20 protein-coding genes are annotated in these 19,265 nt (G+C 39.5%); 9 read left to right on the top strand and 11 right to left on the bottom strand.

The features are described from left to right. Positions 1–202: 202 nt before the first annotated feature. On the bottom strand, positions 203–1,024 hold the full coding sequence (gene dapB, locus AAC852_RS18885; protein ID WP_340622321.1) for a 4-hydroxy-tetrahydrodipicolinate reductase: 822 nt from the start codon (positions 1,022–1,024) through the stop codon (positions 203–205). 616 nt (positions 1,025–1,640) lie between these two features. Between dapB and AAC852_RS18880 the strand changes: the two genes are divergently transcribed. The 4 genes from AAC852_RS18880 to AAC852_RS18865 all read left to right on the top strand — a co-directional run bounded on the left by AAC852_RS18880 (position 1,641) and on the right by AAC852_RS18865 (position 4,882). Beyond that, a complete protein-coding gene (locus AAC852_RS18880; RefSeq protein WP_340622320.1) occupies positions 1,641–2,483 on the top strand; it encodes an AraC family transcriptional regulator in 843 nt (280 codons plus the stop codon). Positions 2,484–2,638: 155 nt separating this feature from the next. Continuing rightward, complete coding sequence (locus AAC852_RS18875; RefSeq protein WP_340622319.1) at positions 2,639–3,349, top strand: AzlC family ABC transporter permease; 711 nt, start codon at positions 2,639–2,641, stop codon at positions 3,347–3,349. Next, positions 3,346–3,657 (top strand): AzlD domain-containing protein, encoded by a 312-nt coding sequence (locus AAC852_RS18870; protein ID WP_340622318.1) that lies wholly within the window; start codon positions 3,346–3,348, stop codon positions 3,655–3,657. Before AAC852_RS18875 ends, AAC852_RS18870 begins: the two co-directional genes overlap by 4 nt. A 175-nt stretch (positions 3,658–3,832) precedes the next feature. Beyond that, on the top strand, positions 3,833–4,882 hold the full coding sequence (locus AAC852_RS18865) for a fatty acid desaturase (protein WP_340622317.1): 1,050 nt from the start codon (positions 3,833–3,835) through the stop codon (positions 4,880–4,882). A 181-nt stretch (positions 4,883–5,063) separates the two neighbouring features. Here the strand turns inward: AAC852_RS18865 and AAC852_RS20100 are convergent, their stop codons facing one another. Then, complete coding sequence (locus AAC852_RS20100) at positions 5,064–5,303, bottom strand: hypothetical protein (RefSeq protein WP_422824320.1); 240 nt, start codon at positions 5,301–5,303, stop codon at positions 5,064–5,066. A 141-nt stretch (positions 5,304–5,444) separates the two neighbouring features. On the opposite strand from AAC852_RS20100, the gene AAC852_RS18855 reads away from it, so the two are divergent. The 4 genes from AAC852_RS18855 to AAC852_RS18840 all read left to right on the top strand — a co-directional run bounded on the left by AAC852_RS18855 (position 5,445) and on the right by AAC852_RS18840 (position 8,073). After that, entirely contained in the window at positions 5,445–5,696 is a 252-nt protein-coding gene (locus AAC852_RS18855; RefSeq protein WP_340622316.1) for a hypothetical protein, read from the top strand. Positions 5,697–5,763: 67 nt separating this feature from the next. Further along, complete coding sequence (locus AAC852_RS18850; protein WP_340622315.1) at positions 5,764–6,402, top strand: LysE family translocator; 639 nt, start codon at positions 5,764–5,766, stop codon at positions 6,400–6,402. A 243-nt stretch (positions 6,403–6,645) separates the two neighbouring features. Then, a complete protein-coding gene (locus AAC852_RS18845) occupies positions 6,646–7,248 on the top strand; it encodes a hypothetical protein (RefSeq protein WP_340622314.1) in 603 nt (200 codons plus the stop codon). 258 nt (positions 7,249–7,506) lie between these two features. Next, entirely contained in the window at positions 7,507–8,073 is a 567-nt protein-coding gene (locus AAC852_RS18840) for a GNAT family N-acetyltransferase (RefSeq protein WP_340622313.1), read from the top strand. Positions 8,074–8,203: 130 nt separating this feature from the next. Here the strand turns inward: AAC852_RS18840 and ispH are convergent, their stop codons facing one another. From ispH to ribF, 5 genes are all read right to left on the bottom strand, one after another. Beyond that, a complete protein-coding gene (ispH, locus tag AAC852_RS18835) occupies positions 8,204–9,157 on the bottom strand; it encodes a 4-hydroxy-3-methylbut-2-enyl diphosphate reductase (RefSeq protein ID WP_340622312.1) in 954 nt (317 codons plus the stop codon). Continuing rightward, positions 9,138–9,608 (bottom strand): FKBP-type peptidyl-prolyl cis-trans isomerase, encoded by a 471-nt coding sequence (fkpB, locus tag AAC852_RS18830; RefSeq protein ID WP_340622311.1) that lies wholly within the window; start codon positions 9,606–9,608, stop codon positions 9,138–9,140. Before fkpB ends, ispH begins: the two co-directional genes overlap by 20 nt. A gap of 97 nt (positions 9,609–9,705) precedes the next feature. After that, positions 9,706–10,242, bottom strand: coding sequence for a signal peptidase II (gene lspA, locus AAC852_RS18825; RefSeq protein ID WP_340622310.1), 537 nt, complete (start codon positions 10,240–10,242; stop codon positions 9,706–9,708). Beyond that, entirely contained in the window at positions 10,242–13,064 is a 2,823-nt protein-coding gene (gene ileS, locus AAC852_RS18820; protein ID WP_340622309.1) for an isoleucine--tRNA ligase, read from the bottom strand. The genes lspA and ileS overlap by 1 nt, the downstream gene beginning before the upstream one ends. A 47-nt stretch (positions 13,065–13,111) precedes the next feature. After that, on the bottom strand, positions 13,112–14,056 hold the full coding sequence (gene ribF, locus AAC852_RS18815) for a bifunctional riboflavin kinase/FAD synthetase (protein ID WP_340622308.1): 945 nt from the start codon (positions 14,054–14,056) through the stop codon (positions 13,112–13,114). Between the two features lie 348 nt (positions 14,057–14,404). Between ribF and rpsT the strand changes: the two genes are divergently transcribed. Further along, positions 14,405–14,665, top strand: a complete 261-nt coding sequence (gene rpsT / locus AAC852_RS18810; RefSeq protein WP_340622307.1) for a 30S ribosomal protein S20 — start codon at positions 14,405–14,407, stop codon at positions 14,663–14,665. A 116-nt stretch (positions 14,666–14,781) separates the two neighbouring features. On the opposite strand, the gene nhaR is transcribed toward rpsT, so the two are convergent. The 4 genes from nhaR to AAC852_RS18790 all read right to left on the bottom strand — a co-directional run bounded on the left by nhaR (position 14,782) and on the right by AAC852_RS18790 (position 19,242). Then, on the bottom strand, positions 14,782–15,702 hold the full coding sequence (gene nhaR / locus AAC852_RS18805) for a transcriptional activator NhaR (RefSeq protein WP_047679096.1): 921 nt from the start codon (positions 15,700–15,702) through the stop codon (positions 14,782–14,784). Between the two features lie 200 nt (positions 15,703–15,902). Next, positions 15,903–17,096 (bottom strand): Na+/H+ antiporter NhaA, encoded by a 1,194-nt coding sequence (gene nhaA / locus AAC852_RS18800; RefSeq protein WP_340622306.1) that lies wholly within the window; start codon positions 17,094–17,096, stop codon positions 15,903–15,905. A 404-nt stretch (positions 17,097–17,500) separates the two neighbouring features. Further along, entirely contained in the window at positions 17,501–18,142 is a 642-nt protein-coding gene (locus AAC852_RS18795) for a LysE family translocator (protein WP_340622305.1), read from the bottom strand. A gap of 350 nt (positions 18,143–18,492) precedes the next feature. Continuing rightward, on the bottom strand, positions 18,493–19,242 hold the full coding sequence (locus AAC852_RS18790; RefSeq protein ID WP_340622304.1) for a hypothetical protein: 750 nt from the start codon (positions 19,240–19,242) through the stop codon (positions 18,493–18,495). Positions 19,243–19,265: the final 23 nt, after the last annotated feature.

The following is a 19,265-nucleotide window of genomic DNA, read 5'->3' as shown; positions in this document are numbered from 1 at the left end:
CGATTAATGTGAAATTAAATTTTAAAACAGAAAAAACAGTGTGATTTTCCGTATCTATGCGATAAAAGGTAGTAAAAAAGTGAGATTAATGTAGAAAATAGGTATAAATGACGTAATATTTATATTTATGTTTCAATTAATAAGAATTACGCAATTAATAATAAATAATTGCGTAATTACAAATTGTTATATTATTAAATAATTATAATTTATCTAGATTAAGGACATCTTTCATGTCATAAAGACCTCTGTTTTTATTGATTATCCAGATAGATGCCTTAACAGCGCCATTTGCAAAAGTCATACGGCTTGAAGCCTTATGGCTAATTTCTACTCGTTCACCAATATCGGCAAAAATAGCGGTATGTTCTCCAACAATATCGCCAGCTCTTACCGTAGCAAAACCAATACTTTTGGGGTTCCGTTCACCTGTGTGGCCTTCCCGCGCATATACAGCGCAAGTTTTCAGGTCACGACCGAGCGTATGTGCAATAGATTCTCCCATTGCCAGTGCTGTTCCTGATGGAGCATCTACTTTATGGCGATGGTGAGCTTCAATGATTTCAATATCCGTATACTCTCCCATCACTGTTGCTGCTTTTTCCAACAGCTTAAGGACAAGGTTGACACCGACACTGAAATTTGCCGCAAAAACAATAGGAATTTCATTTGCAGCATCTTTGATTGCTTGCTTACCTGCATCATCAAACCCAGTTGTACCAATCACCATGGCTTTACGGTATTGGCGGCAAATTGGCAGATATGTCAGTGTTCCTTCTGGGCGGGTGAAATCAATCAGGACATCAAAATCTTCAATGACAGAATGGAGATCATTACGGATCGTAATACCGTTATGACCAATACTGGCCAATTCACCGGCATCTGCTCCCACCAATGAAGAGCCTGGGTGTTCTAATGCTGCACCAAGTGTAACGCCATCCAATTGCTGAATGGCCTGAATAAGATTGCGTCCCATGCGGCCACTGGCCCCTACGATAGCAATGCGAATATCTGTATCAGCCATAAGGCCCTCACTATAGTTGATATTGGTTTTAATTGAGGTGATAAATCAAATTACCTACAGCTTAACTGTCAATGGCTGGTTGCACCAGATTCAAAGGGAGATCATTAGGAAAACAGTGATCGGAAGGACAGTTATAACAAAATCTAAACTGTGGATATAACATGATAGGGTATATAAAAATAACAGATAGAAAGTAAATTAATACAATATTTATTGTAACAATTCTTAAATATATACATTCAAATTATTTTTGACGAAAAAATAATTATTCTGGTTACCTTAGTAACATTGCTATAGCAATTTTATACAAAAAAGAGAAAGCTCGCTAAATCCCACCTGATGTGTTTTTTACAAAAAAGATTTGTTGGTATAAGAACAATGAGTAGTCAGTGATACTTGAAAATGCCCATATTCTTTATACTCTATAGATGGGATCTTAATTTTCTTCAGACTGGAAAAAGCGCATAGTTAATTAAACAAGCGAATAGAGAAATGAGTGATATGCCCGTTGTCTTTCAAGTTGTAGTCTGAAATCTATGGGGGATCTTACTTAAAGATAAAAGGGTTCAATACCATAAAAAGATCAATTTTCATCAGAAACTTGGGTAACTATTTTATGTGGCAACAAGAAAATGTAAAAGAGAAAATTCAGTTCTTTCGTCTGGAAGAATTTAATGGTTTGGAGATGCTCAAAGCCAGTTACCGTAAGCAAGTATTTTCTCGGCATGTGCACGAGACCTTTTGTATAGGAGTAATAGAAGAGGGGGCTCAGCGTTTCTATCGTACCGGTGCGGAACATATTGCGCCTAAAGGTGATATTATTTTAGTCAATTCAGATGAAATTCATACCGGATCTGCTGCTGTTACAACAGGTTGGTCATATCAAGCTATTTACCCTTCACCTGATTTATTACGTTCACTTTCACGCGACTTAAAATATGCAGATGGCAGTATACCGTGGTTCCCTTCTGCTGTGGTTCATGATCCTGGGTTATCTGAACAATTACGTCTGATGTTTAATTTATTGTCACAAAAAGTTAATACTTTATTCAAAGAAACTATGCTGCTTTCTTCACTTTCTTGGTTGATGATGAATTACGGTAAAACACGCATCACTGCACAGAAACTTCCTTCTGCTGAAAAGCAGATCTTATTGGCTAAAGAATATATTGATGCACATGCAGAAACTGATATTTCTCTCAATCGGTTAGCAGAAATGGTACAGCTAAGTCCATGGCATTTTTTGCGGCAATTTAAGGAAATTATCGGAGTAACTCCTCATGTTTATTTAATTTTTGCCCGCTTACGTATGGCGCGAAAATTGTTATTGGATGGACATTCTATACTAAATGTTGCTATTCGCTGTGGTTTTGCCGACCAAAGCCATTTTAACCGCCATTTTAAAAATACCTTAGGGATCACTCCCGGAATGTTTGTCCGTTCTCTACAAGCAGCTTAAAAATGCTCTATTGCTTTATTGGGAAGGATTTCAATCAGATTAGCAAGAAATTATTTCACCACAATTTTATTCAATACTCCTGTATTATCCGTACGTAAGCTATCTGCCAATGGTTCTTTTATTTTGTTGGCGTAGATCTGTTTATGGAAAAAACAATGACTGAATTGCAACCCAAAATATCCTCCTGGCAAGGATTTTGGTCTGGAATATATAATATGTTACCGCTTTGCCTTTCGGTTATTCCCTGGGGAATACTTGCTGGCTCTGTTGCCGTTCAATCAGGGTTAACTCTGGGGCAAAGTATAGGGATGTCTGCAATTTTATTCGCTGGTGCTGCACAATTAGTGACACTTGGTTTATTAGCATCAGGTGCTAGTATCTTTACTATTATTATTTCAGTGTTTTTTATCACAGCTCAGCATTTTCTCTATGGTTTAACTTTACGTGAATATGTTTCTTTATTAAAACTTCGTTATCGACTACCAATCGGTTTTTTACTAACAGATGAATTGTTTGCTTTAAGTTGTGCTCAGAGAGATAAACAGATTTTAACTCCGGGCTATTTGATTGGCGCTGGATTATGTTTTTATGTATGCTGGAATCTATTCAGTCTTCTGGGAATATTAATGGCTTCTTCTATTCCAGATTTAGATAAATATCATCTGGATTTCTCCATTGTCGCTACCTTCATTACTATTGTTGTACCGATGATTAAAAAACTCAGTGTGTTTTTGGGTGTTATTTTTTCATTGTTTTTATCAATGATATTATCTTACCTTCACATTGAAGGTGCCATTATCATTGCTGGTGTCAGTGGTATGTTCTTTTCTGTTTTTATAGCCAGGTTAAATAAGGAGTCAATATGAGTTGGGCCTTGCTTTTTATTTTAGCTGGTATTGTATTATTTAATAGATATGTTTTTCTGGAACCTAAAGTTCCGGTAAAGATTCCTAAAATAATAAATGAATCATTAAAATATTCTGCCCCTTGTTTATTGATTGCAATATGTGGGCCAATTATTTTAATGGAACATGGAGAGTTAAGGGAAGTTTCTAATAATCCTTATTTATGGGGGGCATTATTAACTACCGTTTTTGCTTTTTTTATCAGAAATATCGTAGTGTGTGTTGTTATCAGTCTGGCTGCTTTTTATGTGTTATCTGCTATTTTATAGATATAAAGCGGGATTTTTTATAAAATGTTAACAAATGGACATATATAGATAACTTTGCACATTTACTGCGAATTTATTTATAGATTGTAATAGTTACAATTTATGTTTTGATATTTCACTCTTTGTAATAAAAATAATTATATTAAAATTACTTTGTTCATCAATAGGAGGAATTATGAAAACAGGAATTGATCTTTATAAGGAATCTACCGCTATTCGGAATACATATAAGATATTACCTTTTCAAGGTGTATGGAGTTGGCTAACAGGAAAGGATATTCCCGGCAGAAAAGCATTATGGAAATCCAACTCAATTGAAATGATATGTTGGTCGATTAGTTGGATTGTGGTTGGTACACTACTTATCTACTTGTCACTAAATAATAATATGTCATCACTTATCAAGTTTATCCTCTATTTAGTTGGTGTATTATTTTCCACTTCTGGAGCCAGGTATATTGTTGCTACTATTATTCATCAAGGGGTACATGGAAATTTACTCTCAACAAAATCACGTAATAGAGTTATATGTGAAATTTTATCCACCATATTCATTACTCAACCTTACGATTCATACCGTCAGTTTCATATATATGAGCATCATGGAAAGGATTTTTCAACAACAGAAGATAAAGATTTAGCGGCAGTATACAAATTAGGGTTTGAACCTGGAAAAACAAAGAAACAGCTCTATATTAACCTATTTTTGACCCTATTTAGTCCTTATTTTCATTTTTCATATTTCTATGGCCGCATTAAATCAAATTTAATATATATAATTGTGTACCAGATAGCATCGTTATTACAGTTAATGACTGAGCATGTGTGGTTATTACGTCGTGAAAATGAAACTATTCTTCATAGCCATATCAAAAACTCTTTAGGGCGCTTTTGTGGCTCACCTTGTCCTGAAAGTTTTTCTTTGAAATATTCTCTACAATGGATTTTATGGGCCTTTAAACATTTATTCTACCATTTGCCTGTTCGAATGTTGATAGTGCAGGGGTCACTGATTTGTCATGACTGGCATCATCGGGTAAGTAATATTAAAGAGTGGTATGACTATACAAGATTGAGAGAAATTAATGCAGAAAAATTGGCTAAAGAGGGTAAGTATGATTATACTGAGTTTTGGGGGTTTTATAATTGCTTGGATCACGTGCTAACTATGCTTAGTAATTCCGAACCTATTGATGTTAATAATCTAAAATATAGACTTAATTAAAAACATTAATGAAAACAATATGACACGATCTTTTTATAGGGAATGATAATTCAGATTTTAACATGGAATTATTGTTTTGTTATCAATGGCAATTAACTTATTCATTATTATAAACCCCTTTGAATATTACAGGGAAGAGGTGAGTTAAAATAACTAATTCACCTCTTTTACATGAACATAATTATCCTCCCATTTCAGGTAATTCGTAATGAGTGGTATCGTGAATCTTATCTACCCTTTTATTATCTGCGATGTTTTCCTGACGGAGGCGTTCGGCCAGAAATTCTATAAATACACTGAGTTTTGGAGGTAAATGCCGTGTTGGTGGATAAAGTATCCATAATTCGCCAGTGTAGTTGGCTTTAAAGTTCCAATCAGGCAGAACGTGAATCTCCTGGTTCTTCCCCCAAGATAGATGCAACTGTGATTTTTCAGATCGTGAGGATGTTGTGGTGTGCCATGTTCTGCAAGGTATTCGGGTGTTGCACATAACATATGGCAAATATTCAATAACTGTTTTCCCATGAGGCCCGGAGAAAGTCGGGTTATTTTTAAACCGGAAATGCATGCTCAAACTGTTTTTGTTGAAGCACTTCAGGAAAGCTGTGATCAACTTATCGCTGAAAATTTGTCTTGCCAGATTACTCTGCGTGATGATGGATTTCGGCAAGTCAGTTTTGGTGAACTTCCCCCTTACCCTTGCGGCGGAACACATGTGACATCATTAAAACATATTCACAAAATTCAGATACAAACTATTAAGGAAAAGAAAGGCAAGTTATCAGTGCAATATGACATAGTGATGCCAACGTAATATATTGCATCATAATAGATTCAACTAAGTGATACCACTATAAATATAAACGCTTTTCGGGGTAAATATGCTTTCTGATTACTTGCATGAGTTTTGGGGACTTGCACTTATTCATTTTTTGGCTGTTGTTGCACCGGGACCAGATTTTGCCGTAACACTACGACAGAGCATACGCTTTGGTCGTTGGGTGGGAATTTGTACCGCTATTGGTATTGGTGCGGGAATATCAGTCCATGTTATTTATACATTGATTGGTATTGGAGCATTAATACATTCAACACCTTGGCTGATGACAATAGCAAAAATGATTGGTGGTATATATATTTGCTATTTGGGGATTCAATTTATTAGAAGTAAGCCGGAAAAAACGGATTTTATCCTCCCGAATAAGGCACTTCCGCAACAAAGAAACTTGCGACGAGCTTTTTTTACTGGTTTTATGACAAATGCGACCAATCCCAAAGCAACTTTATTTTTTCTGGCTGTCTTCACAACTGTTGTGAGTGCAACTACGCCGTTATCTGTCCAGATTTTTTATGGTGTGTGGATGTGTATAGTAAATGCAGCATGGTTTATTCTGGTGAGCTGTCTTTTTTCCAACTCTACGGTTCGCTTACAGTTTATCCGGCTAGGGCATTGGTTCGAACGCGCAGTAGGCGTGGTTTTGATTGGTTTTGCTGTTCGTCTTTTATTTATTTCTGTGTAACAAAAATTGACTCAATACAGTAACGGTGTATTATGACTTAATTCAAAGGTGTTTTTATTTTTGGTGTAGATGAGTTTTTATATCAACTAATATGAAAACTATAAAATTATTTTAATCATCCCAACTTTTATAAATAAATCAATCAATTTATTGATAATATTAATTATGGAAAAAGAAAGGTTTCTAGCCAGTTAATGATAGCAATATAATAATAAGAATTTTTTATATCATAAGGAGGTTAATATGATATCCAGATCAAAATCTTTTTCAGAAGTATGGCCAAGATCAACTGATATCAGATGTTCTATAGTTATTAAGGAGGCTAGTCTACCAGAAGCATTTAATGCAGTACAAAAAATAAAGAAAGAAACTATGAATGATGAGTGGTTGTACTCTAACTCTTCTGAGCTTGATGAGGAGAAAATAAAATGGAATTCGAGATATAACCAGGCATTGAAAATATTTACATTTCTCTATACTAATATTGGTGCTCGCCTTCAGATTGAAGGAACTGATAAAAGAATGTTGTTTTTTGTATCTTATTTCAGAGGTGTTCCTATCGGAATTTTACAGTTGTTAGTTACTGATGGGTTACCTAAAGTCGTTTTTTTGGCAACTCATTGTGGTATTCGAGGTTGTGGTGTTTTACTCATTGAATATGCAGTAAATAAATCACAACAATTAGGCATGGGGGGGAAGTTACAACTTTTGCCATATAAGGGGGCGATACCAGCATATATAGAGATGGGATTTACTAGTGTTGGGGAAAATCTAGAATTATATCCTGCTGATAGAAGTGATAAATGGAAATGGGATGAGGCAACGGGTCGTTATAGATTCTGCTGAATATCAGGCGGGACACCTAATACGTTATTCCTATAGATTTCAAGATGTAACTTGAAAGACGACGTTTATATAATATATTTGATTTGGATTTTTATTAGAGAGAAGCCAGGTGAATTATTTACATCTTCCAGAATATTAAAGAGAGGAATTAATGTAATGTTCAGATCAAAATCTTTTAATATTAACAACCATTCTGTAGGATTTGGTCCTTTAACCCGGTCTAGATCCTGTTCGGATATGTACACGACATTGGTTAATATGAAAACATTTATCACAATCAAGGAGGTTAGCCCAGAAGAAGCATTCTACGCGACGGAAAAGATGCTAACAGAAACTATGGCTAAGGATTGGTTCTATTTTGATTCTCTTCAGCTTGATGAGGAACAGCAAAGGTGGAAAATGAGGTATAATCAGACAATTAATATACTTAATTGTCTCTCGACTAATGCAAAGCTTCAATCTATGAGAGATAAACCTGACGGTTCAAAAAAGTTTTTTGTTGTTGCTTATTTCAGAGGTATTCCTGTCGGTGCTTTACAATTATTACTGAAAGATAATCATGAAAATGAGTTACCTGAGGTTTCTTTTTTGGCTACTCATTGCGGTATTCGAGGTTGTGGTGTTTTACTCATTGAGTATGCAGTAAATAAATCACAACAATTAGGGATGGAAGGAAAGTTAAAACTTTCTCCATATGATGAGGCGAGGCAAGCATATATAAATATGGGATTTATGAACGTAAATAGTGATATGGAATTACATCCCGCGGCAAGAAATGATAAATGGAAATGGAATGAGATAATAAGCCGATATGAATGTTGTTAAATTTTGGGGCAAGACATTCATATTCGGCTTTTTTTAGAAAGATGCCGAATAAATTAATTGCATCTTCCAATAGAAAAGCCGAATTTAAGTTGAAGCAACCCTGGAATAGCTACTCTTAGTCAATCCGAAGTTAATGAACTTCTTTCACTTCAACTCGTAACTCTTTCGGTACTTCAAACACAATGTTTTCTTCACGGCCATGCAGTTCATTAACCGTTTCTGCGCCAAGCGTTTTCAAACGCTTAATGACTTGTTGCACTAAAATATCCGGTGCGGATGCCCCCGCTGTCAAGCCAATAGAGCTCACACCATCAACCCATTCCTCTTTGATATCATCCGCAGAGTCAATCAAATAAGCAGGTTTGCCCATACGTTGTGCCAGTTCAGCCAGACGGTTTGAGTTTGATGAATTTTTGGAGCCAACGACTAAGACAATATCGGCATCTGTTGCCAAATCACGAACCGCTTCCTGGCGATTGGTGGTGGCATAACAGATATCATCCTTACGTGGGCCGATAATATTCGGGAACCGGGCATTAAGTGCATCAATCACTTCTGAGGTATCATCCACAGAAAGTGTGGTTTGTGTCATAAAGCAGAGATTATTTTCGTCTTTAACCTGCAATTTCCATACATCTTCCGGTGATTCCACCAGATACATACCGCCTTCGGGATTATTGTACTGCCCCATCGTGCCTTCAACTTCTGGATGACCGGCATGTCCGATTAAAATAGCTTCTTTACCTTTACGGCTTGCACGAGCGACTTCCATATGGACTTTTGTTACCAGCGGGCAGGTAGCATCAAACAGCATGGTTAAATTGCGGGAACGAGCTTCGTTACGGATGGCCTGAGAAACACCATGTGCGGAAAAAATCAGAATTGAGCCATCAGGAACTTCTGAAATTTCTTCAATGAAGATGGCACCCCGATTCCTGAGATCATCAACCACATAGCGGTTATGTACTACTTCATGGCGAACATAAATCGGTGCACCATATAATTCTAATGCGCGTTCTACAATGCTGATGGCGCGATCAACACCAGCACAAAAACCACGAGGGTTAGCCAGCAATATTTGCATGGTTTTCCTCCAATTGAGGGTCTATTTCCAACACTTCAATCTCAAAAGTGACGTTTTGGTCAGCCAGTGGATGGTTAAAATCAACAGTGATAGAACCTTCTGCAACTTCTTTGATAAACCCCGGCATTTCGCTGCCATTCATAGCAGTAAATAGCATGATAGTACCCACTTCAGGAATATCCGAATTGGCAAAATCGCGTGGTGTGAAGTATTGCACCAGATCAGGATTATATTTGCCGAAAACAGTTTCGCCTGCCAGTATGAATTGGTGTTTATCGCCAGCTTTCAAACCAATCAGTTGTTGTTCGAGTGGTTCGGAAAGGCTACCATCACCTAAATGGAATAATGCGGGCTTACCCTGACTATAAGTCGAGTCTGCTGTTGAACCATCATCCAATTTTAAAGTGAAGTGTAACAAAACTGCACTGTGCGTTTGCACCTGCATTGACATGTTGCTCAAACCTTTTAGTAAAAAACGATTTAATCATAAACCATTGAAGTGGGTGAAGCTATCAGCCCCGGTTATATTAACCGGGGCTGGTTTCTTATTATTTTCTCGATGATTGTTGTTTAGATTCTGTTTGTTTTGGTACAGTTTTCTTATCATCCGAACGGATAAAGCTCTCAATGATAATGAGTGCTGCCCCGATACAAATGGCAGTGTCTGCAATATTAAAGGTAGGCCAGTGCCATGCTCCGATATAAAAATCGATGAAATCGACAACAAAACCATGTACCAGCCGATCAAACAGATTTCCCAGTGCTCCACCAACCACTAAAGCATAAGCAATGTTGCTCAGTCTCTGTTTGGCACTGGAGCGATACATCATTACCAGCAGCGTGATAGAGATGACAATCGCAATCAAGGCAAAAAACCAACGCTGCCAGCCACCTTTGTCAGCCAGAAAACTAAACGCAGCCCCAAGATTTTGGGCATAAGTCAGATTGAAGTACGGTATTAATGGTATGGATTCATACAGTCTGAAGTTTTGCAATACTAACTGTTTACTGCCCAGATCCAAAATCAATACCACAGCAACTAACCAAAGCCAGCGAAGGCCAGTGGAACAAATGGGTTTCTTCATCAGGCAAATTTACGCTCTTCACCGTTACCGGCAACGTTAGTCACACAGCGGCCACAGAGTTCTGCATGTTCCGCTACCAATCCCAGGTCTTTAGCATAGTGCCAGCAACGTGGGCATTTTTCACCGTCTGCTTTACGGAAGGCAATTTTCAGCCCTTTAAGTTCGCTCTGTTGTGCATCAGCACACGCAGATGAATAGGCAGCAACTTTGGTTTGTGAAGTCAGTAATACAAAACGTAACTCATCAGCCAGTTTGTTGAGTTTTTCTGCCAGTACTTCATCAGCATAAAGTGTGACAGCCGCTTCCAGTGAACTACGGATGTATTTATCGGCACGAGCCTGTTCCAGTACTTTGTTCACTTCACTGCGAACTTGCAGCAATTCAGCCCAGAAAGTATCGTTCATATTTTCACTACCTGCCAGACCGAATAGACCATCATACCACTCTTCGGTCAAGACGAACTGTGCACGTTTGCCAGGCAATTCATTCCACACTTCATCCGCAGTGAAGGAGAGGATTGGTGCCATCCAGCGAACCAGTGCTTCTGCAATGTGGAATAAGGCGCTCTGGCAGCTACGGCGTGCAATACTGTCGCGTTTTGCGGTGTACTGACGATCTTTGATGATGTCCAGATAGAATGACCCCATCTCTACGGAGCAGAATTGCATCAAGCGCTGAACAACGGAGTGGAAGTCATATTCATCGTAGTGCTTGAGGATATCAGCCTGTGCTGCCTGAGCACGACCTACCGCCCAGCGATCCAGTGTTACCATGTCTTCCGCTTTTACCATGTGCTGTTCAGGATCGAAACCGTTCAGGTTTGCCAGCAGGAAACGAGCAGTATTACGGATGCGGCGGTAAGCGTCTGCCGAGCGTTTCAGTATTTCATCAGAAACTGCAATTTCGCCGGAGTAATCTGTTGATGCCACCCAAAGACGCAGGATATCTGCTCCCAGTTTGTTCATCACATCTTGCGGGCTAATGGTGTTACCGATGGATTTGGACATCTTACGTCCTTGTTCATCAACGGTGAAACCGTGAGTCAGAACCTGACGGTAAGGTGCTTTACCTTTGATCGCGGTTGATAGCATCAGTGAGGACATAAACCAGCCACGGTGCTGGTCAGAGCCTTCCAGATAAATGTTTGCGGAATGACCATTGAATTCAGGGCGAACATCAACAACAGAGGCGTGGGTACTTCCTGAATCAAACCAGACATCCAGTGTATCCTGTGTTTTGATGTAATCGGCTGCTTCATCACCCAGCAGTTCTGATGCGTCAAGATCCCACCATGCTTGAATGCCGTCTATTTCAACACGCTTGGCAACTTCTTCAATGAGTTCTGGTGTGCGAGGGTGCAGTTCTTGAGTCTCTTTGTGCAAGAACAGAGACATCGGTACGCCCCATGTGCGCTGACGAGAGATACACCAGTCCGGGCGGTTTTCTACCATGGATTCAATGCGCGCTTGTCCCCAACCTGGGATCCATTCAACCCCTTTGATCTCTTTCAGTGATTGTTCACGCAGTCCGTTCTGATCCATGCTGATAAACCATTGTGGTGTTGCACGGAAGATGATTGGCTTTTTGTGACGCCAGCAGCAAGGATAGCTGTGCTGAATTTTTGACAGACTCAGTAATGCGCCTTTTTCTTTCAGTAATTCAACGATGACATCGTTCGCTTTGAAAACAAACAGGCCATCCAGAGAAGGATAAGTGCCGGAGATGTAGCAGCCATTCGGCCCAACCGGGTTCGCGATTTCAAGGCCATATTTCAGGCTGATAGAGTAATCGTCTGGGCCATGACCGCCCGCAGTATGTACTGCACCAGTACCCGCATCAAGAGTAACGTGATCGCCCAGAATGGCAGGCGTGTCAAAACCCATGAATGGATGGTTGAAACGCATCAGTTCCAGATCTGCGCCTTTGCAGTCACTGATGACTTCCCATGCAGTGATGCCTGCACGCTGCATAACAGATTCAACCAATTCCGCAGCCAAAATTAGACATTCATTGTCAACTTTGACCAATTGGTAAGTGATTTCTGAGCCCAATGAGATCGCTCGGTTTGCTGGTAATGTCCACGGTGTGGTTGTCCAGATCACCAGAGAAACCGGCAGATTCTGTAGCTCTATACCAGATTTGGCAAATTTGGCATACACTGCATCTGCATCAACGGCTGTGAAACAGACGTCAATGGAAGGGGAGGTTTTGTCATAATACTCAACTTCCGCTTCAGCAAGAGAAGAGCCACAATCAGTACACCAGTGAACAGGTTTAACACCTTTCAACAAATGGCCATTGCCGATGATACGGCCCAATGCGCGAATGATGTCTGCTTCTGTTTTGAAGTCCATCGTCAGGTAAGGTTTATCCCAGTCACCCAGAACCCCCAGACGTTTGAAACCCGCTTTTTGTGTTTCGACCTGGCTCATTGCATATTTGCGGCACTCAGCACGGAACTCAGCGGCGGAAAATTTTTCACCCGGTTTACCGATAATCTGCTCAACCTTGAGCTCAATTGGCAAACCGTGGCAGTCCCAACCTGGAATATAAGGCGAATCGTAGCCTGATAATCCTTTGGATTTAACAACAATATCTTTGAGAATTTTATTGACTGAGTGACCAATATGAATATCGCCGTTTGCATATGGAGGGCCATCGTGCAAAATGAAGGTCTTTTTACCTGATTTTGCTTTTCTGATAGCTTGATACAAACCTTCTTTATACCAACGTTTCAACATATCTGGTTCGCGCTTGGCTAAATCCCCGCGCATAGGGAACCCTGTTTCCGGTAAATTCAGGGTGTCTTTATAGTCACTCATTCTCGATTCTCAGTTCCAATTTTCCGCTATACCCTTATATATGGGTATCAGATATATGACTCGGATCGCTGCAAAAAGTATTCCCTCGCAGCAACCACATCATTTGCGATTTGCTGTTTAAGCGCATCAAGCGAAGCAAACCGCTGTTCATCACGCAATTTTTTGCGTAATACCACATTGATATGACGCCCATACAGATCCATTTGGGTATCAATCAAATGCACTTCAAGTTGCTGGCCCTGACCAGCAACGGTGGGACGATTTCCAATGTTGGCAACACCCGGTAAAGGGGTATTGCCTAATCCATAAACTTCAACAGCATAAACGCCTTTTACAGGAGCAACCAGACGTTTTAAAGGTAAGTTCGCTGTAGGAAAGCCAATCGTGCGCCCCAGGCGGTTACCATGAACAACTCTGCCACTTATGCTGTAAGGATACCCTAATAATGTTTGGGCCAATGTTAGATCATCATTTTGCAACGATTGACGAATAACGGTACTGCTGATCCGCAATCCACTGTCACAAAAGCTGTCTGTACTGGCAACATCAAAACCGTATTGTTTACCTGCTTGTTGTAAATAGTGAAAATCACCGCAGCGGTTTTTACCGAAACGGAAATCATCACCTACAGCCAGAAACTTAACACCCAGTTTTTCAACGAGCAACCGAGAAACAAAGGCTTCTGGTGAATTGGCTGCAAAGTGTCTGTCAAATTTCACACACAACAAATAATCAACGCCATACTGAGATAAATATTTTATTTTATCTCGTAGCCGTGTCAGGCGAGCTGGCGCTTTATCTGCGAGAAATACTTCCAGTGGTTGTGGTTCGAAAATCATAACCATTGTCGGTAATCCAAGTCGCAGCCCTTCTTGCTTCAAGTGTTTCAATAAAGCCTGATGCCCACGATGGACACCATCAAAATTACCAATCGTCAGCACGCAACCATGGTGACGCGCCCGGATATTGTGTATACCGCGAATTAGCTCCATAGCTGGCTCAATACCGTGAAAATTGCCGGATTATACCTTGTACAGCGCACAAGGTTAACCCACGATCACAAAGGGTTTTAATTAATAACCTGATTCATACAATAAAAACAGGTTGGATGCCCGAAAAATATTTAATTTATCGCATTTATCGGTGATTCATTGAGTTTTTTATTGTGAAAGACTGTATTCCCTCTCAGTAAGCTGATAAAATCCTGCCCCATCACAACATAACCAGCGTCGCCGTACAACGACGCTTATTTGCACAAATCCATTGACAAAAGAAGGTTGAACAGGCATATTCCTCGGCCTTTGAATTGTCCTCGATAGAATATATTTGGGAGTTGGACCTTGGCTAATATCAAATCAGCTAAGAAACGCGCCGTACAGTCTGAGAAACGCCGTCAGCACAACGCAAGCCGTCGTTCTATGGTGCGTACTTTTATCAAGAAAGTATACGCGGCTATCGCTGCTGGCGATAAAGAAGCTGCACAGAAAGCATTAAATGACATGCAACCAATTGTTGATCGTCACGCCTGCAAAGGTCTGATCCACAAAAACAAAGCAGCACGTCATAAATCTGCTCTGGCAGCGCAAATTAAAGCAATGTAATTCTTTGCTTTAATTATGCTGAAAAAACCGGCTTTTGCCGGTTTTTTTGTATATCCATCGTCTTTAAAGTTGCATCTTGAAATCCATAGAGTATATCTATTGATGCAGATTCAACGTTATTTTTCAGGTCTGTTTTTTAACGGGACGTTGAAGAGGCCTGAAAAGTCTTTATTACACACGCGTTGAACTGCCGGATGCTGAATCATTCTTTCAGCAAAGATGACGTAATACTCTTCCTGCACTGAATCCAGTCTGCCTATTTCAATAATATCACTGTCAGCAAAAGTATCATTGGCATAGAACGAAGGAGCAATAAAAATAGCATTATGGTACATGCCGAATGCTTTCATCAGTGCTGCATCGTCGAACTCGCCTAATACTTCAACTTGCAGATTTTTATTACGTATCCATGTTAGCAGTTTCCTGCCTAACATTGAACGGCGACCGGGGATCAATAAACGGCGTTCTTCCAGGCATTCAGGGAATGGTTTTTCGGGAATTGGGGTACGGCAGTAAAAACTAATGCTGCATTCTCCCAACTTGACGGAAAATAAACCTTCTTGCTGCGTGGAGTCGACCGGGCAATCTGACAGGATCATATCCAGTTTATGCTGGCTGAGTTGCTCAAGCAGCATTTCATGAGTTGATTCAAAACAACGCAGGTGGATTTTTTCCTGTTCCACAACGGCGGTTTCTAATACTTTGCTGACTAAACGTTTAGACAAGGCATCCGCAACCCCCACATCAAACAACAGGTTTGACTCTCTACTGTAAGTGACAATATCCAGCATTTCCTGACTGAGCATAAACATTTTATCAGCATAGCGAAAAATAAGTTGCCCCAGTTCTGACGGAACTAATCCTCTTCCCTGACGCTTAAATAGTTTTCCACCAAGGCGTTCTTCCAGAGCCTTAATCTGGCCAGTAATAGTCTGTGGTGTCAGGTATAGCGCTTCAGCAGCCCCAACAACAGAACCTTCTTTACACACGTGCCAAAAATAATAAAGGTGGTTAAAGTTTAAATGTGAAACCCGCATATATTTATCCTTTGTGTATCACCTTACATCTGCATAACAGCCATGACCTTATATTTCAGGCCGCCAGATTATGGTGCTCTCCTGTCTTTCTCTAATATGAATATTCACGGCACAGCAGATGAGATGTTATGCCGTGAATATTAAAAGGATGAATTAATTTGGAATTGTTTCTGATTGTGCGCCTAAATTAGTCCATTCGACTACATTTGGCTATGTTTTTTTCTTTGACCAATTTTCTTTGGTAAGAGCGCATTCAGTAACCCATAACCAATGATGGCTGCCGTAGTTGAACCAATTAATATCCCCAGACGCGAGTAGGTACTGAATGTATCACTCAGACCTTCAAATGCCAGACCGGAAATAAAGATAGACATAGTAAAACCAATTCCACAAAGTACAGATACGGCAAAAATTTGCGTCAAACTAATTCCTGTCGGTAATTTGGCAATCCCCAGTTTTACGGAGAGCCAGCTAAACAAGAAAATGCCCAGTGGCTTGCCAATAAACAGGCCAAGTGCTACCCCCATAGGTAACAGCCCTGTCAGACCGTTTAGTGTAACACCCTGCAATGACACTCCAGCATTGGCAAAAGCAAAGAGTGGCAGAATTAAATAAGCTACCCATGGATGTAAGCCATGCTCAAGTGCTTCGGAAGGGGAATGGCCTTTTTTACAACGCAGAGGGATCAAGAACCCGACAATAACGCCTGCCAGTGTAGCATGGACGCCGGATTTGAGGATACATACCCACAAAATTACACCGACCACCAGATAAGCTGATGTTTTAGCGATTCCCCGCCAGTTCATCCAAGCCAGAAGCCCTATCATGGCTGCGGCTAATCCCAGTGCAACTATGGAAACACTTTTAGTATAGAATAAGGCAATAATGATGATGACGCCCAAGTCATCAATAATCGCCAAAGCGAGCAAAAACACTTTTAATGCTGTAGGAATACGTTTTCCTAGCAGGGCCATAACGCCAAGTGCAAATGCAATATCGGTGGCAGCCGGAATAGCCCAGCCCTGACGAGTGATTTCATTATTGCCGTTAAAGAGTAAATAAACCAAAGCAGGGGCGAGCATACCACCGACGGCGGCAATGGCTGGAAAAATGGCTTTATCACGGCTGGCTAAAGCGCCCTCCATCAATTCCCGCTTAACTTCTAGGCCAACAATCAGGAAAAAGATGGCCATTAATCCGTCATTTATCCATAGCAGAAATGGCTTATTGATTTCCAGAGCAGCAAATTGAACTGCAACCGGTAGGTTAAGAAATTGATGATAAATACTCTGAAATGGCGTATTCGCCATTACCAGCGCAATAATGGCAGCAATAATGAGGATGATCCCTCCTGCTGCCTCTAGTTTCAAAAATTGGCGAATAATTGCAGTCATAGATTAGTAACCTATAAGATGAATTAGGTTGTAGATACTATGTTTGTAAACACGATGTTTATAAAAGCTATAGTAGTAAATGTTGTTGTTATAAATAATATGGTTATAAATAATGTAATCATAAGTAAATCTAGTTATGAATACTATGCTAATCATGACCTCGGAAAAAATCGATTATTTGTGTTATATCTATCGAATTATACGAGTAATTTCAATTCGAAAGTAATTCTTTAAAGATGAAATAGATTGAAATCAATGCTGAATTGACTTGAAGTGCTTATATTTGGAGAGCTTATAGAAGTGTCTTTAATGGTTTCATTTCGGCAGACTGCATCAAAAGATCGAAACAGAGAATAACTATATTGATTTTTGTACAATATTTTAGTCTGCCTAGATACAAGGCATTAACGTAAGGCTTCTACAGCTAATACAATAGCTATGAAAATTATGATCCCGCCTCCCACAAGATTAACCAGCTTCATTCTTTTTTCAGTAAAAGACGGACGGGAACTCACTGCATGTGCAGCCGCAACCCAAGCCGTGTCGATTATTAAACCTAAAACAATTGGTATCAGTGAAAAACTGAGCAGGGATGTAATAGGGCTGTCTGTGCCTGTTGTTAAAAAACTCGGAACTATCGTACCGAACAGAATCAATGCCTTTGGATTTGTTGCTCCTACAATGATCCCAAGTATCAGTGTTTGTCTATGTTTATTGGCACCGACATTTTCCCCAGTTTGTAACGGCTTGGAAAAAAACAGGTATTGAAAACCGATAGCGAGTAGGGTGGCGGAGCCCAGTAACCGAATAACCCTCAACGCCATACTGGATTGAATGAGTAAAGAGCCAATTCCGAAAGCAACAATCACAGCAACAAAATAGGTTCCGATTGCATTACCAATCACACCTCGTAATGCATTAGTTCGACCGACAGATAGAGCCTGCCCGACAATAAACATAATACTTGGGCCAGGAACAGCTATCAGCACTGCACTGGTTAGTAAGAGTCCTAACAGACCATTAAATGCAGAAAAATTTGTGAGCATAATAAGGTAATCCTCGCGTTTTAGTGCAGTGACATGAATGTTGCTATTCTTGTTAAACATATCCGGTATCATGTAATCATAACCTCTTGGCAAACAATGCCAGAGTTGGTTGCATACGGAATGCTTCGGCAACCTCCTTTTCACTCATGCTCCATAATTACTGTATTTATAAATACGCAAGAATTTAGTATGCGTTGGTGATTTTAATATCTGTTATACTTTGGTTGATGGCACAGGAGTAGTGATAATACTTTGACTTATTTTTTCAGTGGAATTTTGGGAACAAAAGTGGGATAAGGAGCCACTAAACGAATGTAAGATTAGGGGCTCCTGTGGAATTTGGGATATTTTTACTCGTCATCTGATGAATCATCTACTAGCACCTGTCCATCAGGTTTTATAATGGTCTGATGTGCAGTTATTTTTTCACTATTCTCTACCATAAAATATGTATCCTTATATAAAGGGGAAAATCTATCTTCACATAGTTTTCCCGATATTTTATTAGTTGGTAATTGATGTGACTCACTTAAATTTAAATACTTTCCTTGGGCTTCCCATTGGTGCATCGTGTTTTTCCACTGAGCATTATACTCTTCAGATCGACAAACTATATTTGCCCATGGATCGCATATCCATGCCCCTTTGGGAAGATTTCTGTTTATATATTCATTTTTTATCTGCGAGAGCATTACAAAACTATGATTATATCTTTTGGGGGATGTGGACATTATTTTTATATAAATGGGCTTAGATTTCATTGAATTAATTTTAAATGCCTGATTCAATTCTTTAGCTTTATTATTTGCTAAATACATGAATGCAACAAGGGATAATTCAAAGCAATTCCCAACTAAAGAGTTACCTTTTTCATTTTCACTTACTATATATTTATATTGATTTTCAGGAGTGTATAAAGAGTGGAGAATATTTTGAAGGTTATACAGTCTATTATTTCTATCTTTAATCTTTTCTTGTGAATATTTTGTTTTCCGAGATTGGGAACAAAATTCTAAATCACGATAGAATATATTTGCGGTTTTATGTTTAAACATACTGTGCGCATGTTTAATTGCCTCTTGTAAAATAACATAAATCATTATTAATTACCTAAAAAGTTGAA

This window comes from Xenorhabdus siamensis (assembly GCF_037996745.1).
Lineage (GTDB): Bacteria > Pseudomonadota > Gammaproteobacteria > Enterobacterales > Enterobacteriaceae > Xenorhabdus > Xenorhabdus indica.
Note: the sequence above shows the minus strand (reverse complement) of the source record. Positions and strands in the feature narration are given on the sequence as shown.